At 37.7% G+C, this 18835-nt stretch carries 12 protein-coding genes, 1 tRNA gene and 3 pseudogenes; 13 read left to right on the plus strand and 3 right to left on the minus strand.

The annotated features are described in order from the left end of the window. Window positions 1-1021: 1021 nt before the first annotated feature. The 4 genes from ACFIQE_RS07380 to ACFIQE_RS07395 all read left to right on the plus strand — a co-directional run bounded on the left by ACFIQE_RS07380 (window position 1022) and on the right by ACFIQE_RS07395 (window position 6990). A complete protein-coding gene (locus ACFIQE_RS07380) occupies window positions 1022-2218 on the plus strand; it encodes a multidrug effflux MFS transporter (RefSeq protein WP_375641053.1) in 1197 nt (398 codons plus the stop codon). A 261-nt stretch (window positions 2219-2479) separates the two neighbouring features. Beyond that, window positions 2480-3211, plus strand: a complete 732-nt coding sequence (locus tag ACFIQE_RS07385) for an alpha/beta fold hydrolase (RefSeq protein ID WP_375630347.1) — start codon at window positions 2480-2482, stop codon at window positions 3209-3211. Further along, the gene (locus tag ACFIQE_RS07390) at window positions 3208-5382 is read left to right on the plus strand and encodes an isocitrate/isopropylmalate family dehydrogenase (protein WP_375707448.1); all 2175 of its coding nucleotides are present in this window, start codon (window positions 3208-3210) and stop codon (window positions 5380-5382) included. Before ACFIQE_RS07385 ends, ACFIQE_RS07390 begins: the two co-directional genes overlap by 4 nt. Window positions 5383-6225: 843 nt before the next feature. Then, window positions 6226-6990, plus strand: a complete 765-nt coding sequence (locus tag ACFIQE_RS07395; protein ID WP_375612480.1) for an N-acetylmuramoyl-L-alanine amidase — start codon at window positions 6226-6228, stop codon at window positions 6988-6990. 1238 nt (window positions 6991-8228) lie between these two features. Here ACFIQE_RS07395 and ACFIQE_RS07400 read toward each other — a convergent pair. Further along, window positions 8229-9425: a porin gene (locus ACFIQE_RS07400; protein WP_375621717.1), complete on the minus strand. Its 1197-nt coding sequence runs from the start codon at window positions 9423-9425 to the stop codon at window positions 8229-8231. Window positions 9426-9741: 316 nt separating this feature from the next. On the opposite strand from ACFIQE_RS07400, the gene ACFIQE_RS07405 reads away from it, so the two are divergent. Further along, window positions 9742-9832 (plus strand) — tRNA-Ser (locus tag ACFIQE_RS07405). A 601-nt stretch (window positions 9833-10433) separates the two neighbouring features. Here the strand turns inward: ACFIQE_RS07405 and ACFIQE_RS07410 are convergent. Next, window positions 10434-11654 carry an MFS transporter gene (locus ACFIQE_RS07410; protein WP_375641051.1) on the minus strand — a complete coding sequence of 407 codons (1221 nt, stop codon included), beginning with the start codon at window positions 11652-11654 and terminating at the stop codon, window positions 10434-10436. Continuing rightward, window positions 11651-12130: a hypothetical protein gene (locus ACFIQE_RS07415; protein ID WP_375702925.1), complete on the minus strand. Its 480-nt coding sequence runs from the start codon at window positions 12128-12130 to the stop codon at window positions 11651-11653. Before ACFIQE_RS07415 ends, ACFIQE_RS07410 begins: the two co-directional genes overlap by 4 nt. A gap of 787 nt (window positions 12131-12917) precedes the next feature. Here ACFIQE_RS07415 and ACFIQE_RS07420 point away from each other — a divergent pair. The 8 genes and pseudogenes from ACFIQE_RS07420 to ACFIQE_RS07455 all read left to right on the plus strand — a co-directional run. After that, window positions 12918-13165 (plus strand): annotated as a pseudogene (locus ACFIQE_RS07420) (baseplate assembly protein); the annotation flags it as partial. A gap of 380 nt (window positions 13166-13545) precedes the next feature. After that, window positions 13546-14603 (plus strand): annotated as a pseudogene (locus ACFIQE_RS07425) (YbfB/YjiJ family MFS transporter). Window positions 14604-14804: 201 nt separating this feature from the next. Further along, complete coding sequence (locus ACFIQE_RS07430) at window positions 14805-15311, plus strand: FAD/NAD(P)-binding protein (protein ID WP_375707449.1); 507 nt, start codon at window positions 14805-14807, stop codon at window positions 15309-15311. Next, complete coding sequence (locus tag ACFIQE_RS07435; protein WP_375707450.1) at window positions 15308-16561, plus strand: hypothetical protein; 1254 nt, start codon at window positions 15308-15310, stop codon at window positions 16559-16561. Before ACFIQE_RS07430 ends, ACFIQE_RS07435 begins: the two co-directional genes overlap by 4 nt. Before the next feature lie 70 nt (window positions 16562-16631). After that, entirely contained in the window at window positions 16632-17228 is a 597-nt protein-coding gene (locus tag ACFIQE_RS07440) for a hypothetical protein (RefSeq protein ID WP_375707451.1), read from the plus strand. Beyond that, window positions 17201-17884: a hypothetical protein gene (locus ACFIQE_RS07445; RefSeq protein WP_375707452.1), complete on the plus strand. Its 684-nt coding sequence runs from the start codon at window positions 17201-17203 to the stop codon at window positions 17882-17884. The genes ACFIQE_RS07440 and ACFIQE_RS07445 overlap by 28 nt, the downstream gene beginning before the upstream one ends. A 14-nt stretch (window positions 17885-17898) precedes the next feature. Further along, the gene (locus ACFIQE_RS07450) at window positions 17899-18108 is read left to right on the plus strand and encodes a 2-hydroxymuconate tautomerase family protein (protein ID WP_375607418.1); all 210 of its coding nucleotides are present in this window, start codon (window positions 17899-17901) and stop codon (window positions 18106-18108) included. Between the two features lie 86 nt (window positions 18109-18194). Next, window positions 18195-18835 (plus strand): annotated as a pseudogene (locus ACFIQE_RS07455) (phage tail protein); the annotation flags it as partial.

Raw genomic sequence — 18835 nt, forward strand, 5'->3', positions numbered from 1 at the left:
AATATGCTGGAGATACAATGCCTTTTTGCTAATTATGTTCCAAAAGGGATATAGAGCCGCTAAAAAGGAATAGGAAAATACTTTAAACAAATGTTTGTTATGAGAAGTAAAATGTGGCTATACAATCCAAAAGACCTCACTTATGTCTGAAAAAAAGCGGGCTATCCGTATACTATTATCATATTATCATCGAATTTCTCATGAGAGAGAATAATTTAAAAAAACTGGATACTATCGTTTATTGGTTTCTAGCTTATAAAGTAGGGGGTATATCTGCTTATTTTTATAAAAGTGTTACTGTTTTTATGGGAAGAATATTTATAAAATGAGATTAGAAGGCGCATTTGAAGATAAAAATAAATATCAGTAATGTTCAATTCATAGTGTTATAAAAGATCATGGATTAAGTTAAATAAAAAGCTTATTGAATTGTTATGACATCATATTTGTTAATATGTTACACGATAATTTTTTGATATTTATCTTAGATGAAGAGTTTTATGAAATGAGTAAGATATATTTGGTTGTGAGTTGGTTTGCAGAGAAAGCATTATATTTTATGGTATAGGGGATAGATCAAGATTTTTTACACAATTATTTGTGTTGATAGGGGCTTCAAGCTATTGTTGTGTTATGCGCCGTGTTTATACCATAGTGATTTTGGGGTAGAGACGTTAGAGATTGTTTTTCTGCTTTGCGTTTTGTCGATCAACTTTGATGGATATTGTATAGAAAGTGGGACTGTTGCCGTGGAGAGAGAGATTATGCTTTTGCTTATAATATCAATGAAAAAAGCAGCGGAAGATTACGGCAAAGTATTTGTACAGGAGAGCTTAGTTAGGGAATAACTTTTTAGCTCGTGAAGTTTGTAAAATAAAATGCTTTCTATAAGAAAAATAATATTTTTATAAAGTAAAATAATAACACTTTTAATAATTATTATTTGCATATATAAGCATAAAATATAATTATATTTAATTAAATACTATTTAATAACTACCTAAAAAGTGTGATTTTCTTTATGACTCATAAATATAACTTGCTATTTATTATACTTATCGTATGTTTATCGACGGGAGGATTGATTTCTACCGATATTTTTTTACCGGCACTGGGCGATATGCGTCAATATTATCAAGTGACACAATCTCAAATTCAAAGTGCAGTGGCGGTTTTTTTGTTGGCATTGGCACTTGGACAGCTCATTTATGGGCCGCTGAGTGATAATTTTGGGCGTAAAAAAACACTTCTATTGGGCTTATTCTTGTGGTTATTTACGACACTTGGTGTGATTTATACGGTTCATATTCACGCTTTTCTTGTGTTACGTTTTTTGCAAGGTCTTGGTGCTTGTGCGGGACTTGTCTTAAGTCGTGCAATTATCAATGATTTGTTGGATAAAAAAGCGGCTGGAAAACTTTATTTGATTGTTTTCCCTTTTATTGGAATGTCGCCAGCACTTGCACCTTTCATTGGTGGACTTTTGATACAGGCTTTTCATTGGCAGGCAACTTTTATCTTTTTAAGCTTTTTTATATTTTTGACCATTTTGCTATGTTGTTTTGTGCTAAGCGAAACTCTCCCCCCTCAAAAACGGCAGCATTTTTCTCCTATAGGATTGATGAAGGCATATTTAGGCGTTTTCAGAAATAAACAATTTATTTTTTATGCACTTATTCCGTGTTTTTCTTACGCAGCCTATTTTGCTTATATTGTGGAGTCGCCTTTTTTACTCACGACTTTGGGGTTATCACCGATACACATTAGTTATAGCTATATTGGTGTCTCGTTTCCCTATATTTTGGGAAATCTTTTGGCGCGATGGTTTTTTGAACGCGAGTCTATGGAAAAAACTGTGGGCAGAGGGTACATTATTTTTGTGATAGGTGGTGTGCTGTTTGCTTTGCAAATGTATCTAAGCCCATGGCCCCTTGTGACAAGTTTTATGGCTATTGCTGTTCTTACTTTTGGCAATGGTTTTTTATTGCCGTTAGGAACAGCGTTGGCTATTTCATCGCATCCGAAAGCTGCGGGAGCGGCTTCTGGTGTTATGGGATCTTTGCAATTAGGAAGTGCGGCACTCAGTGCAGCGGTTATCGGAAAAATCTCTGGTCATAGCCCACGGGCTATGGCAACTTTGTTAGCTGTGTGTTGTATGATTGGTTTTATCATTTATATTCAAAAAGCGCGTCATTTTATGACTTCAGAAATAAGCTGAGTAAATGATAAAAAGAAAGCATTATGCGGAAATGCTTTTGATGTTTTACACAAATGGGGCACCTGTACATTAGATGAATTTTTTTTATTAAGTTGCTGGATTGAGTGGATTTAAAATTTGTTACAAGCTTAGTTTGAGTTTAACAAATCGATTATTATGGGGGGAGAATATGAGCCTAGAGTTTCAACATATTTTCATTATATTGGGTGGGAAAATTTCTGGCTCTAATGCATGTTTAAAAATAAGGGGAGGAATTGATCAATGAGCCTTCCTATTATTATTCTTTCTCCTGTAATGCCAATTTGGGATGGTGGTGTTTTTTGTTCTCCATTGACAAAGCTATGTTCAACAAAAGGATTCCCTGTCACTCTGCTGGATACGCTTTCTCTTTTTCCTAAGAGTTCTCATGTTCTCAATTATTCTGCTGTAGACATTTTATCTTTTATGGCAGAAAAACTTAAAAGCTATTTTAAAGAGCCCGCAGTGCTTGTGGGATTTTCTATGGCTGGAACATTGGTACAAATATTGGCAGCCCAGCTTCCCAATGTTCAAGCTGTGCTTGCTGTGAATGCGCCTGGCTATCCAGATAAGGTTTTGCAACGGCGCCTTGGAGATATTCTTGCCTCCTTAGAAAATAATGATTTATCGGGGGCTTTGGAAATACTCAATGGTTTTATGCATCCTTCTGGCGTTATGAAAAAAAGAGTTTTATTGGAGATTCCCGATAAACAAAAAAGCTTGGCAATTGAACGCATGACAAGAGGCTTTAAACTCTTATTAGAAATAGATGCTAGAGATGAGATAGTTAAGTATAAGGGGAAGTTTTTAGCTTTAGTGGGAGAAAAGTCGCAACTTGCAACGGTAAATAATCAGACGAAAAGTCATAATCTGAACCATGAATATAAGATTATCTCTGGTGCTGGTACGCGTTTGTGGGAGGATAATCCTACTATGACGGATGCAGTTATTGATGAGTGGCTGGAGGGATTATGAAAAAGAAAGTTCTTGTATTACCTGGTGATGGGATAGGACCAGAGGTTTGTGATGCTGCGTTGATGGTTTTAGAGCAATTCCAATTGCCGATTGAATTGACTTATGGTGATATTGGTTTTGAATGTTGGAAACAGGAAGGAGCTTCTGTTCCTCAAGCGACTTGGCAAAAAATTACTCAGAGTGATGCTATTTTACTTGGTACTGTGACCAGTAAAGGAAAAGAAGCGGCTTTAAAAGAACTTGCTCCGCATTTAAAAGAGAAAAACCTTGCCTATGTTTCTCCCGCACTTCAAATTCGCCAAAAGTTAGGTTTGTTTGCGAATATACGTCCTGTAAGATACATCTTTGGTCCGAGAAAACCTTTTCATTTTTGTGTTATCAGAGAAAATAGTGAAGGCCTTTATGCTGGATTGGATTTTCGGGGTATTTCTCCTGAAACAGCCGTTTGGCTAAAACATCCAAATTTGACAAAATATGGGCTTGAGGAAGCTGCGTGGACAGTCCGTTTGCAGACACGCTTTGGTTTAGAGCGGTTATTTGAATACGCTTTTTCTTATGCAAGGAAATATAGCTTTAGGCGAGTTACTTTTGCTGATAAGCCCAATGTTATGCGAGAAAGTGGTCAGTTTGCTCAGGAAATTTTTGAGAAAATTGCGCAAAACTATCCGGAAATTGAAGCAGATATTCATAATGTTGATGCGGTTGCTTTGTGGATTGCAACCAAGCCAGAGCGGTTTGGTGTGATTGTTGCTGAAAATATGTTTGGCAATATTCTTTCTGATCTTGGCTCTGGGATAATGGGGGGATTGGGGCTTGCATCTCATGCGAATGTGGGGAGCGAGATTGCTTATTTTGAACCTGTTCATGGAAGCGTACCACGTATTGCTGGACAAAATAAAGCAAATCCTTCTGCGATGCTTTATACCACGGCTTTACTCTTAGAGCACTTAGGCTTTAAAGATGCAGCAAAACAACTGTCTGAGAGTGTTGATCAGGTTATTCGTGCTGGAAAAACCGTTACCTATGATCTTGGAGGTATAGCCTCTACCCGTCAAATGGCTGAAGCTGTTCGCAATTCTCTTATGAATTCTGTCTTTGTTCATCGTGCTGCCATTATTACCATTGGTGATGAACTCCTTTCAGGACAATATTTGAATACGAATTTACAAGATTTAAGCCAAAGCTTGAACAAGAGAAATATTCAAGTCACACGTCATTTTGTTTGTGCTGATCAATTACAGCAAATCAGTGAGACTGTTGTTTCTTGTCTTGGACAAGAAGATCTTATCATTATCAGTGGGGGATTGGGACCAACATCAGATGATAAAACACGCGATGGAGTTGCTCAAGCTGTAAAGCAGCCTTTGGTACATCATGAAGATGTTTGGCAAACAATAAAAGGTCAATTACAACGATTAGGGATTACGGCGGATAAGAGTAATGCACGTCAAGCATTGTTTCCTGAGACAGCAACTGTGCTTGATAATCCTACAGGCACAGCACCAGGGTTTTATCTCTCTTGCGATGGAAGTACACTTGTTGTTTTGCCTGGTCCACCATCACAGGCTCTTGCGCTTTTAGAGAATTATTTAGAACACAACGAGAAGAAATATTTTTCTGTATCGCGTGCGGAGTATGCATGGACTTTGATTGGAATTGATGAAAGTACTATTGCGCAGTGGGTTGATGATCATCTTGAAAATGAACCCTTTGAACGGCATTTTTTATGGAAAAGCCCCTATGTTTTGGTGCAACTGGTTGCTCAATCAGAAGCGCTCTTGGAACAATATTTCGTGGAAGCATTTGAAAATCATTTTCACCCCTATTTAGTTGGGGCAGAAGTTACTACTGCTTGTAAACAATTAGCGATGCATGCAGAGGTTCATTGGTCTGCCAATGATCCGCTGCTTTTAAAATATTTTCAGCCCATAGAAAAAGGTAAACAAGATATTCCACTGCTTGAGGTTGAAGTGAGCCTAGAGCCTTCTTTGGAGACATTAGAAAATCAAGCAGAAAGCCTTGGACATGCTACCATAACTATACGGATGAAAGGTTATGGTGAGGATTATATTACTTTTCCCTATACGCGACCACTTTTAGGTGTCGTCTTACAAGAATATGCAGCTTGGGCTGTCTTAAAAAGATATTTGAAAACGGAGAAGAAAAAATGAAACTCTATGGGGATGTAACAATATTGCTTAAATTATTAAACGTTCTATTATAGGAAGTATTTTGATCCTTTTCTTCAGTGGTTTTTGTCTATAGGGTAATTTTTCTTTTGATGTGTCATTAAATGACTTTGATTGATTCAAGATTAAGAAAAACTTTACGATATTAGGCTCGCTATATTCAATATTTATAATGATTAATTATGATTATAAATCAAGATGTTATCTTTCATGGAGCTGATGACAAGGAATCCAGAGACGTCATGTACCGCAAGCGTTGTAGATAATTAAGATTCTTTGTAAATCAAAAAGTGATGGTGTGAAAAGACAAGAAGTCGTGTCATTTACAGGAAAGCTTTGCAAATTTTATTGAACAATATGTCCGTGAAGAGTTTATTGCGAACATGTGCCGTTCTGTTATCTGATAATAAATTGCTGTAAAGAGCTCATAAAATTTTTCCTTTAAGTTTTTGTGTGATTGCATGATCGTTGGGTGTTCACTTCCGAGGGGCGAGATTTTTCAATTTGATAACAGGAAGAACTATTTTTTCTGTAAGACGTGAAGATTTAAGGAGTGATCATTTTACGCTTTTGTTTTCTTTTTGATTGGTAATTTGTAGGAATTTTTTTGGGGAAAATAAATGTGGTTAAAAACATTTTATGCGTGTGTGGGAGAAAAATAAAAATGTGGTCTTAATTGTTGATAAGAGTGTCAATATTTTTGATGAACAAATTTTAGTCGTAATTCTTAGTATCTAGATGGGAAGTTTATTGCATTTTTTAACAGTTCGTATTCTATCTGTTGTGATGCGCAGTGGTTTTTTAAGCAAAAAAGAAAGGGCTTTTATGTATCAGATTGATTACAACAGTTATCGTTCTGTCAAAAGTTTTAGTCGTCGCGTTCATTTTCTCGTTATGCATTATACGGCTATTGATTTTAAAGCCTCGATTATGGCGCTTACAGGAGAAAAGGTTAGTGCACACTATCTTGTTCCTGATCCTTCAGAGCAGACATATCGTGAGGCAGGCTTTAAGGATATGCGTATTTTTAATCTGGTTGATGAAAATGAGCGTGCATGGCATGCGGGTGTGAGTTCATGGGCTGGGCATAGTCATCTCAATGATGCATCTATCGGGATTGAAATCGTTAATTTAGCGACTTATCATGATGGGACGGGTATGTTTCCTCCTTATAATCCAATACAAATTGATGCTGTTAAGGAACTTGCCTTGAATATTTTTCAACGGTATCCTGATATTATGCCAACAGATGTTGTGGGACATAGTGATATTGCCATTGGAAGAAAAAGTGATCCAGGAGCAGCTTTTCCATGGAGAGAACTTTATAGCGCAGGTATAGGAGCATGGTATGATGATGAACTAAAAAGTCATTATCAAGAGCAATTCTCTAAGAATTTGCCACCCAAAGAAGATGTTTTGGCGAAGCTAAAATGTTATGGATATGACATTTCTGCTGCGTGTACCCAAACAGGATACAAAGATTTGATCCGAGCATTTCAACTTCATTTTCGTCAAGAAAATTATGATGGGATTCTAGATGTTGAAACAGCAGCAATTCTTTATGCATTGGTTGATAAGTATTTTCCGTGAATTCAATGCGTTTTAATTGAAAATATGGCTTATGATTACGTGTAAGCCTTTTTATTATCAGGAAAGGCTGCTTTTTGCCAATTGGCTTTATGTAAAAAGGGCATTAATCGTGTAAAAAATCCCCTGTACGGTATAAGGCGTTTTATGGAAACATAACTCTGAAAGCTCTATGATTTGCAGAGATTAAATTTTACTGTTTCTTTTCTTCCTTTAAAAACGCGTAAAGTCAAGATGTTGCGTATATCATGGCATGTTCCTTACGCAGGGTAAAACGCTTCAAATAAAATGGATTTGTATTGTATATTTCCATGCTTGTTTTAAAGAAATGTCTTTTAGTGTGTATCACAACATATATTTTACAGCGACGTTCATAGAGAATATAATCTAAAATCCTCTATGAAGTGTATCCTCATTTTTATGCTTAATAAAAGTGCCTAGCATTATCGTACATTTTGTCAGATCTCAATGTTACGACAACCCTTGGAATTTAAAACGATTCATAAAAGGATTTTCTTTACTCGTTTTTATTCACACGGCTCTCTCCGCTTGTCGTGTACAAGTGACAGGTTTTGGTTGATTGAAACATGAAAAATAAAAAATTATGATTATAAATCAATGTGATGTAGGTTCAGGAAAAATAGGGGTATTTACAGATTGCTCCTGATAGGAGGCTCTATTCTTTAGAAGGGGAAGAGGTCAATTCATTTTTTGAAGATATATCGCTTTTCTCTTTTATTGCTTTAGGGAATATTTGCATCGTTTTGACAGCATGTTTCTTGATGATTAAGTTTTTTAATGAAGCCGTGTTATAAAACATTGTGTTTTATAGTGTTGATAGAAGACACATTCAGGCATATCAAAAACACAATGATGTCTTGTTTTTTCAATAGTTTATCTGTTCAGTGTAGAATTTATTTGAGAAGATCATGACCTAAATTAACAAAGGTTAGAAGTAAATTACCAAGAAAGACCAATTTGGTCATAAAGCAAAGGGGTTATTCATGCTTTAAAGGGCAAGGAAGAGATTGTGTTTGAAGTAATGTGTAAACGCCCGTGTGAGGTGCTCTTATCAAGCATATCAGGTTAATCTTCTAAGAGTAGTTTTATGAAACTAAGGCGGTTTTTTTTCGAGAGACAAGACAATACGTATCAGGAAAAGATATTCATGATATTTGATTTCAAAAATAAAAACTGGCAAACCATGTTGCCAGTTTTTAAAAGCTGTAGCTTAAATAGGATTAGAATGAACGCTGTAAACGGATCATACCTTGAAAAGCACTTTTCTTATTGAATAAATGTTTTTCATTATTATTTTTATCCGTCACAACGCGATCATCATTCCAATTAACATAGGTTAATTCAGGTGTAATCACAAATCCTGGAACCAGCGTGTATGTAATATTTACAGAAGTTGCAAAGGTTTTTACAGCACTATAAGAAACTTGAGCATTCAAATTTGCTTTTGGAGTAAGCTTGTAAGTGGCACCCGCCCAAGCAGCCCATTTACCACCCCAGTTTGCATAAATTGTTGTGCTTTTTCGTGATAACTCATCATTTGCATTTACTGTGTAGTAATCAAGTCCATTTTTATAGCCAGCCATTACCCATAGATTGAAACGATCGTTGACATTGAAATCTGCACGTACTTTTCCAGCCCACTTTTTGTAGTAAGTATCATATGCTGCAACTGCTGAAAAACCACCCCATTTTTGCATGAACTTTATACCCAAAACCACATTCGGGGTGTAATTTTTAATGGCTTTACTTGGAAGAGTACCCTCAGTGATAGAAACAAGCTTATCATCTTTATCAATGTAGTATCCTGTTATTCCTGGAAGAGAATCTGCAATATTGCCTAATTCAGCGCCGATAATAGCAGAAAAGCCGGAATCACCATTAAAGGTGTAGGAAATAAAATTAGTGCGTGTTGTGCCGGCAGGCGCTATGCTGTCATCATTGAGAACATTTCCATAACCACCAGTCCAACTGTTGAAAATTGTATCATCAAGACCTACGCGAAAACCACCCAGTTCAATGTAAGCTGCTGCAAGCCTTGCACCAGCTTTATCATTACCATCACCCCAGCTTGAATAAATTCTTGCATATGAACGAAGTGTTCCCATTTCTGTTTCAGAAGCTGCTTGAAAAACAAGGGTGAGCCGTGATGATGCGCCATAGGTTTTTCTTTTGTCTCTTAGTTCAGTTTCGGTTGTTGCATCGATATTATCACCGCCTATAAAATCAGTACGAACATTTCCTGATAAACGCATGCAGGTTTCTGTTCCAGGGATATAAAAATATCCTTTTCCGTAGGCATCACAAACGCGAATATATTCTACAGGCTCAGGTTCGGCGATAACTGTTGAAGCAGCATGTGCTCCAGAAATTGCTAAAAAAGCTGCTGTAGAGCTTAAAAAGAGGGATTTAATATTCATATGGGATCTCCGAGGTCCGGTTAAATTTCTTCTAAAGAGTACCATTTGCCTAACGCATTAAGGACAAAGACATAAGTAAAATACGCAGCACTTGTTATCTTAGCTATAACTAATCTTTTTAGAGTTTCAAATATGAAATTACCTTTTTGTAATATATACATGTACTATTCGAAATGCTGTGGTAAAAAAGACACAATTTTTGTTTTATTAACTTTTGCTCCTTATGGGATCAATAAAGGAAAAAAATTTCAGATATTTGGGAAAAAAATCGAAAATGTCTTGAACTTTCTGTTGATACCATTTATGCCTCTCTGTTGGAGAGGTGGCCGAGTGGTCGAAGGCGCTCCCCTGCTAAGGGAGTAGGGCTCAAAAGGCTCTCGAGAGTTCGAATCTCTTCCTCTCCGCCATCTATTGTTATAAAAGCAGTTGACTGTGTATCGGAATTCTGTTTATCCCGTTGGGATTATGCCTCTCATATAAAAAGCATGTTCTAAACACAAATATACTTGTATTGCCGATTTATGCGCTTGTTTTAAAGAGATATCTTTGCAATGTGTATAAGCCCATTTTGCGACGCTGCCTCGTAAATGGTATAAAACACAAAAGTTTCTGTGAGACATATAAAGCCTTATAAAGCCACATCATTTGTATACTTATGAAGATGCAAAGAGGCATATTATATATCTGCTTATATATCTGCCTTCCTGTTGTTATAGATTTTGACTATGAGAGTTCATAAAAGGCATTTTTCCTTTCTAAATCGTTTTTATTTATACGGCTTTCTTTGCTTATGATGTGCAAGCAAATGATTTTGATTGTTTCAACCATAAAGCAGATTTGAAAAGAAAGAATCTTACAATATTCGCGTTTGGTATATTATCATTATAAATCAACGTGTTGCTTTATATTTGCATTGTGTATTGAAAGTTGGATGTGGCAATGCTCTCAAAAAAGTTATAGATTTCTTTTAGAAGAAAACATTGTGGGTGAAATGTTATGGTTTTCCTCTCATAGAGACTTTTGAGAGTGTTTCATCCATCTCATGACAACCAAACCACACATGAAAAAAGTAATGGTCGGTAATATTAGGTAGTAAGATGGAGAAACTTTTGCAGGAAGAAAAGAAATAATACTCAATACTGTAATTGAAAATATTCTTCCGCTAAAAGAGACAGCACCAACAACACCGGAAATATGCTGCGTTTGTTTTTGGTTAAGTTCTGAGAAAAATAAGCTTTTTGCACCGATCGGTACAGTGCAAATAAATCCATGGATTAAAGAGAAGGCGATGACTGATGCAGCCGTTTGATGGCTATGAACTGAAAAATAGAGCGCTATGCACATCAGCGCAGAAAAGAAGGAAAAATATTTTATAGAATTCTTATATTTTTTATCAAGAACATGATACTTAGACATCAGCAAATTTGAAAAATATTGTGCTGAAAAGGCTCCAATATGGCAGCACATCAAGACGAGCATTTGCGAACCGTTGAGGTGATGAATTTTTCCCCCTAAAAGTATTATTGGTTGCCAGAAATGATAAATAATCTGAATACCAGCGCTAAAAAGGCACATGAGGAAAATAAACCATGCTCCTCCTACTGTATTTTGAAATATCCAGAGCGTTTCCTTGGCATTGTGCAAGATTGTTTTTGTTTTGGACGTTTCAATTGTCGTTTTCTTTTCTTCAGGAACAATAAGGAATATCAAAAAAATAAATCCCATCATGAGGCATGAGATGATATATCCCATAAAATATCGTCCAGAGTAATAGATCGTTCCAATTCCTACAATCCCACTGAGAATACTTCCAAAAGAGTTAACCTGGTGGTAGAGATGAGCATAATGCGAAAAGTGATCCTGTTTATCGCCTAGAGAATGGTAAATCCATCCGTCAATGGCGCTGACAATGATGCAAATGCCTGCTGCATAGAGAATTTGCGCAATAATAAGTGCTGTCATATTGGGAGCTTGAAGGCATAGAAGATAAAATACTCCTGTCATAAAGACCCCAGCCATAACGGAATATTTACGCCGATATCTGTCAGATAAAACAGCGCAGGGAAAATCAAGCAGCAGAATGGTGGTGGAAAAGACAACCTGAAGCAGAGCTAATTGCGCCAGATTCACTCCCATGGACATTAAAAAAATCGCATGGTAAACGCCGATCAGCATGCGGACAGCATTATAGGAGCCATAGGTGAGAGCAAGGGTGCGTGCTCTGTTCATTGTGTTGTTCCATAGATTGTACAATAAGAATTTTCATTGAAAAGAATATTTTTCTGTGAAAAGGTAGCAGTTTCATATCCCCATTCAGGGATTAGTGGAAAGAAGGCTTCCATAACCATCCCAAAATTTAAAAGGTCCCTTAGTCCATATGGGACTTCAAAGCGTATTAATGAGAGCAAATGATGCAATTTTAAAGTGATTATGAGGAGCAACATAAGCCTCATAAATGAGATTGTCATCTTTTGAGGGGAGTTGCTTGTGGGGCTGTTGCTTTCATAGCAATCATTTTGTCTAGATCTGTAAAATGATCCTAGGACGGCAAGATCATTGACATAATTAGAACTTATAGAGGCTTGTTTATTTTTTATACACCATTTACTGATCCATTCTCTTTGCTGATCAGCTGAAATAGCACAAATGATCCATAAATCGGTTTTTGGTAATTTTTTGATATCTTTTTTTATAGTCATCAACATTTGTAATCTCCCCCTTTCTTTCTGACTGTTTCTCCGTATCACTTTACGTCTAAAAAAGTTTTTTTCAGAATTCATCTTTACTTTATTTATTAAAAATTTATTAAAAAGATTGTCTCGCAAGGTGCTTTTTAATCACGTCATTACGATTAAGAATTAAATTTCTGATATAAGAGGAAGGGTGCATGATACATTGTGACTAAATACATAAATCCCTCCGTATCCTGAAATGACGATTTCCTTTTGCAAAACAGTATCTTGAATGGAAGCTCGATAACCGTTACGTTGATTATGGAAATGATACCCTAAAAGAGTGCTTATGAGTGCTTGAAGATATTCTTTAGATATTACAGATAGGACAAGAAAATAGTTTAAAAAAATCAAACGTGGGATAAAAGCTTTCATCTTATGATGGGTAATGGTGAATTTTAAACTTCATCTACTGTTTTTTTGAGCTACTGTGCTGTAAGAAAGATCAAACTCCCCCAATTCATGTCTCTAATTTAGATCATTGATCATAAAACATTATATACTGTCTTTTCACATTATAACTTTGCTCATTGCTTGTCTTCACTGATTAAATCAACATTTCTCTAAAAATGCCGCTTGAGAAAAATGCATCCTATCAGTTTAATATTCTATGATCTTTTAATTAATTTAAAGAAGATAACATAAAATATACGATAAAAAATGAATAAATTTCAATTTTTATAAAAAAACAAACTTTTTACTGTTGCTGATAAAAAACAAAGCTATATTAAAAGTAGCCTTTATACCCTTCAATATCATTGATTTTTGGTTGTTACCGGATGAAGGCTCCTTTGTTTTGGAAAGAGCGGAGCAGAATTTAAGAGCAGAATGGGCGCGTGCGCAAAAGCTTGTCCTTGGTCTCTCTTTAAGTTGGATACTAAGCCGCTTGATGGTTGAGGGTGTTCACCATGTGAACACAACGCAACCTTGTAAGGATATTTTAGTCATACCTGATGAAGCAGAGCTTTAGGGGATATTGTCATGTTTGAATGGGGGCGTGCTTATTGATTTCCTCGTTGTTATTGCTGCTTAATTTCAGCCATTATTTTTCTGAAAAAGAAGCTTTGTAGGGAGAAGATCATACATGGAGCAGAGTGTAAAACGATGAAATGCATATAACTGATCCAGTAATGTTGACAATAATCGCTCAATATGTTGCTCTGATTACTTAAACAAATGGCTAGATTGGCTTTTATTCTCTGAGATAAGTGTTACTCTCGATGAGATAGAACGCGGATGAGGGAGCTATCAGTTAAGGGATTAAGAGTAATGGGGGGGAAAATAATCGTCAAGATTTGAGTTATTTCAAAATCGCTGTATTCGGTATGATTATTATGATTTTGGGGATGGGAATTGGGCGATTTTTCTATACGCCGGTATTTCCAGTTATGTTGGATGAAGGATTGTTTACCTTTAAGCAACTTTCTTATATAGCTAGTGCTAATTATGGCGGTTATTTAGTTGGGAGTATGTTTTTTTGTTTTGCAGAGTTGGGAATATATCCCGTGCTCCCTACATGCTATTTGGTGCAGCTATAGTGACGAGTGTACTTATTTTTGCCATGGCGTTAACAACAAACTTTTACTTGGTTTTCTTTATCCGCTTTGCTGCCGGTATCGCGAGTGCAGCAATGATGATTTTTGGTTCTATGACGGTTATGCAGCATAGTCACAAGCTGTGGGTTATTGCTTCGCTCTATGCAGGTGTGGGAGTTGGTATTCTGCTGGGTAATGAGTATGTTATTATTGGTTTGAGTAAATCGCTGAACGCGAAAAATATTTGGTTTGGAGCTGGTTTTATATCTGTTGTATTGTTGCTCTTGTTGTTTATTTTATTTCCACGTCGTGTTGATGCGTCTCAATTTGCTATTAATGAGTCATTGGCACACGAAAATATCGTTTGGTGGGAACTCGCTCTGATTTATGGGCTTGCTGGGTTTGGTTATATTATTGTCGCGACATATCTTCCTCTGATGGCGAAAACATTTAATTTCCCACTACTTGCTAACCACTTATGGTCGTTTGTCGGAATTGCCATTGTTCCTAGTTGTTTCATTTGGTTATGGGGAGCCCATCGGTGGGGGGTATTACGTTGTCTGATGCTCAATTTGCTTATCCAAGGAGGATGCGTATTACTGACATTATTCAGCCAGTCTCTTGTACTGATCGTTCTCAGTTGTATAGGGTTTGGATTTACTTTTATGGGGACGACTTCTTTAGTTATGCCGTTAGCTAAGCGTTTATATGCGCCGTATGGTATAAATCTGCTAGGCTTGGCTACCTTAACTTACGGTTTTGGCCAAATATTAGGACCTCTCTTGACGAGTTTTTTACAGTTTGGTTCATATGCCATTGCGCTTTCCGTTATCTGTGGTGCTGTAGCGCTTTTTGCCGCTGCTGGAATCTGTCAATATTGTCTTTGTAAAAAGGTCGTTGACGTTTCATAAATCCGCAATCTTCACTAAAAAGTCGAGAGAATTTATTCCATTCTTTTTGAAACATTTTGTGAAAGTCAAATTATTCTAATAGGAGAGATTACAGAATGCTTCACTCTACAGTCGCTATTTTGGGCGTTGGTCCTCGTGGGATCAGTATTCTCGAACGCTTGCTCACACTTTATTCCCATTATCCATTTTCTGGAAACATTATTGATTAATCCCAATGAGATGGGAACTGGTTCCCATAGTGTGCATCAGCCAGATCATTTATTGGTTAACACTGTCGCTTGCCAGATTACTTTATTTGGTGATGATACAGTTAAGGGGGTAGGGCCTATTCATAAGGGGCCGAATTTTTATCAATGGGCTAGTCAACAAGGTTATCGTAATATTAACGGTGTTTTTTCTCGTACAGAGCATGATGTTGGGAGAGAAATCAAAGAAAATGATTATTTATCACGTCGTTTGTTAGGGGAATACCTGTCTTGGGCTTACCAAGAGCTCACGCAAGATTTACCTTTCGCTATTCGTATTAAGGAGATCCGACAAAAAGTTATCAATCTCCATATCCACCAAGATCATAAAACGGATGTTCTTTTGGAAGATGGCTGTCGTTACAGTGTAGATTTTGTTTCCATGACCACGGGTCACGGTATGAATATATATATTCATCGCATGATGAAAGCCTGCAACAGTTTGTGGCTGGTCACCAAATGAAAAACGCTCTTCTGAACTATTATTCGAATCCTTATCCAATTGAAAAGTTGGACTCTATACAATCTCAGTCTCGTGTGCTGGTGCAGGGCATTGGATTAACTAGCTATGATGTCTTGTCGCAATTGACTTACGGTCGCGGTGGGACTTTTACTGAAAATGCTGGACAATTGCGCTACATGCCAAGCGGCAAAGAACCTGCGACAGCTCTATTCTCTCGTCAAACATTGCCTTTTAGTAGTCGCGGGATTAATCAAAAGGGTGGTAGTGGGCAATACATACCATCATTCCTTATTCTCGATGCAATACATCATCTGCGTAAGCAATCCAGCATTGCTAACGGCTCTCCGAAGCTGGGTTTCGAAACGCAGCTTTTACCTCTGTTGCTTAAAGAAATGTGTTATGTCTATCGAAGTACGCAGCTGGGGCACTGGCTAGACCCTGAAACCTATGTTGTTACTTCCAAAGACGAGCAGTGTATTCAAGCGTTGCTGTATCCTCATCGAAATAAAATATTTGCCTCTTTGAAGGATTATACAAGATTCTTCATGGAGCATTTGAAGGACGATCTTCATTCTTCCGCTGCAGGTAATGTTGATGGCCCAGTGAAAGCTGCTACAGATGTGCTACGAGATGTCCGTGATATCTTACGTTCAGCAATTGATTTTTGCGGGTTAACGTCTTCATCTCACAAGTACTTTATTGAATATTTTAATCCAAACTTTAACCGTATTTCTGTCGGCCCACCGATGCAGCGAAACCAAGAGTTGAGGGCTCTGATGGAGGCTGGTATCGTGACTTTGGCTGGCGGACCTTCACCTAAACTTGTTCTCAATGCTAGTACCAGCCGTTTCGAAATTCAGTCTGTTTTTCAAGATGAAAACAGTTCAGTTGATGGAGATGTGCTGATCAAGGCCAAGATTGATCGTTTTTCTCCGTTGCGTGATGAGTCCCCTTTTATCCAGAATTTGGCTGGTCAGGGCATCATTCGACCATTTATCAACCAAGGATATCATCCTGGTGGTATTGATATTGGCTGTCAGCAGCATCCTATAGACACTAAAGGACAAGTACAAAATACATTATGGGTGGTCGGTAATCCAGTAGAGGGTCCCAATTTTTATACATATATTTTGCCTAGGCCTTTAGTTAATTCGCGTGCACTGCGGGATGCAGGGCACTGTGTCACTGACATGTACGAGCAGCTTCTTAATTGCCAATCAGTCAAAGATTCAATAATTAATGTACATTGATGATGTAAAAAGCTTCCTGATACGCATGTCCTCCGTATCCGTTATAATGGCGATGCTATTCATTTTTCTTATGTCTATCTCAATAAGAACTTGGTTTCTTATTCCATTGGCTGGAGTGACTGTTTTCGGTTATTTGCTTTTGACGATACCATACTGGTGGTTGAAGGGTAATGCACGCAGTGGTGTGTTCATCCTGTTGGTTTGTGCTTTAGTGCTGATATGGCGTTGGCACTTGCCTGATGTTCATACTGTGCTTGTGCGTTTTACTGATGTCTTTTGGCTATTACTCGCTATGGGATTGTTGCACCATGTGATGAATACATGGCGTATTTCAGAATTTCTCTCTGAACGGTTGATGCGCTATGGAAAGGGTTCGCTTACCCTGTCCATCGCGATACTGACTGCGTTTTTAGCTTGGCCGATGAGTTTGGGGGTTATCCCCCTAATGATTGATGCCTTGAAGAAAAGTGTTTTTCCCTCTCGCGATTTGGCCGCTATTGTGATGCGAATGATGAGCATCACGATGGTACTGATGCCGACCAGCATCGGTGCAGCAACAGTTTTCGCTGCTATGCCTAGAACACCAATATTCACATCCGCTGCTTGGGGATACCACTTTTTCTATTTAGTCTGTTGTTGTTGTGCATTTCTCCAGTTGTACCGCTAGCTAACCCGATTATTTGCGATGAGAGAAGAGCGAATAAAGAAGGAGAGAGAGTAAGAATTTGGATTTTTTTGATATTTTTCTGGCTAATATTTATCGTTGCGTTGACAGTTATCAAGTTGAATGCACTAAAAAGCATTGCATTGACGGCGAGCATTCTATACCTCATTGAGCGTGGGAGTTCACGCAGTATTGATTTTTTGACTCCTTTGGTGGCAGTGATACGCAGTATATCCAGTGAAATTATGTTGTTGCTAGGTTGTAGTCTGCTAATATCTACGTGTGATTTGCTTATTCCTTTGTTGCCGGTGACGTTTAGTCACTCATTGGCATCACTCTCTGTTTGGCAGCGTTATGCCTGTATTCTCTTTGTATTGCCAATTTTCAGTGTAGTAGGAATTCACCCTATGGTGCTATTTAGTTTGGCATTTCCCTTACTAGGGTCATCGATGGCTTATGGGGTTATGGATTATTTGGTTTGGATTTGCTTCTTTATTGCAGCTCAACTCCTTTCTCCTGTATCAATAAATGCTATTTTTGCTTCCAGTAGCCTGCATATTTCACCGGTGGATACGAGCTTTAAAATGCATAGTTATTATGTATTAATATTTAATCTTTTTGCGTTCATTTATTTGAGCTTTTTTATTCAATATTTGTAAATTATGGAGATCTTATGCCTTACATAAATATTAAAATTACTAATGAAGGGGTTACCTCTGAACAGAAACGGCAACTAATAGAAGGGGCAACTCAATTATTAGTTAATATTCTGAATAAAAATCCGAAAACGACTGTTGTCGTGATTGATGAAGTGGAGACAGACAATTGGGGTATTGGTGGTGTCCCCATTACAGAATTAAGAAAAGCTCAAAATAAAGAATAACTCTGTGTATTTGACAATAATTTAAGGTCAATAGGGTTAATCAATGTAAAAAATCGCGTCCTTTAGCAACATTTGATCAGACCGCCATTGGGGCGGTTGTTACAGCCCCTGATGCTGACAACCAAGTTTTTCCCCTTAATGAGCCTGTGTTAGTTTTTACACATGAGGGTGAGAAAATCCAAAAGCTTGGAACAAGAGGTACAGCTCTTGATGTCATTAACGCCGTGTGCGCGCAGGGGATTGAGGCACAAATTATCCTTGTGCGGGTAGAAGAAAAATCAACCATTGCTGAGACACAAACTGAGATGGTGGGATCAAACGCTCACCTGACCGGTGTGCACGCCTTGGCTCATGCGCGTGGGCATTTAGGTGTGGAACCTGGGATTTTACTGGCACCGGCTTATAGTGCAGGGCGGATTGACAATGGCAAAAACCCCGTGGCAGACGCTTTAGAACAAGTGGCAGAAAAGCTACAAGCGATTGCGGTTTTTGATACGGGGGGTAAAAATGCGGAAGAAAGCCTTGCCTATCGTGCAGATTTTTCCTCACGCTTTTGTTATTTGATTGACCCCTTTGTACGGGTGGCAAATCGTGAGGGGGGTGTTAGTGTTAAACCCGCAAGTCCTTTTGCTGCCGCCATGTTTATCAAACGGGACAAGCAAAGGGGCGGTGTTTTTTGGTCTCCTTCCAACCAAGATGTGCATGGCATTTTAGGGACAGCACGCCC

The sequence above is a fragment of the Bartonella sp. AA1HLJMS genome, from assembly GCF_042197445.1.
In the GTDB taxonomy this organism is placed as follows: Bacteria; Pseudomonadota; Alphaproteobacteria; order Rhizobiales; family Rhizobiaceae; genus Bartonella.

Coding starts and splice junctions, on each gene's coding strand:
- ACFIQE_RS07385 (WP_375630347.1), top strand. CDS start 2,480: ATGAGCCTTCCTATTATTATTCTTTCTCCTGTAATGCCAATTTGGGAT.
- ACFIQE_RS07380 (WP_375641053.1), top strand. CDS start 1,022: ATGACTCATAAATATAACTTGCTATTTATTATACTTATCGTATGTTTA.
- ACFIQE_RS07415 (WP_375702925.1), bottom strand. CDS start 12,130: ATGTTGATGACTATAAAAAAAGATATCAAAAAATTACCAAAAACCGAT.
- ACFIQE_RS07440 (WP_375707451.1), top strand. CDS start 16,632: ATGTCTATCTCAATAAGAACTTGGTTTCTTATTCCATTGGCTGGAGTG.
- ACFIQE_RS07450 (WP_375607418.1), top strand. CDS start 17,899: ATGCCTTACATAAATATTAAAATTACTAATGAAGGGGTTACCTCTGAA.
- ACFIQE_RS07395 (WP_375612480.1), top strand. CDS start 6,226: ATGTATCAGATTGATTACAACAGTTATCGTTCTGTCAAAAGTTTTAGT.
- ACFIQE_RS07435 (WP_375707450.1), top strand. CDS start 15,308: ATGAAAAACGCTCTTCTGAACTATTATTCGAATCCTTATCCAATTGAA.
- ACFIQE_RS07410 (WP_375641051.1), bottom strand. CDS start 11,654: ATGAACAGAGCACGCACCCTTGCTCTCACCTATGGCTCCTATAATGCT.
- ACFIQE_RS07390 (WP_375707448.1), top strand. CDS start 3,208: ATGAAAAAGAAAGTTCTTGTATTACCTGGTGATGGGATAGGACCAGAG.
- ACFIQE_RS07400 (WP_375621717.1), bottom strand. CDS start 9,425: ATGAATATTAAATCCCTCTTTTTAAGCTCTACAGCAGCTTTTTTAGCA.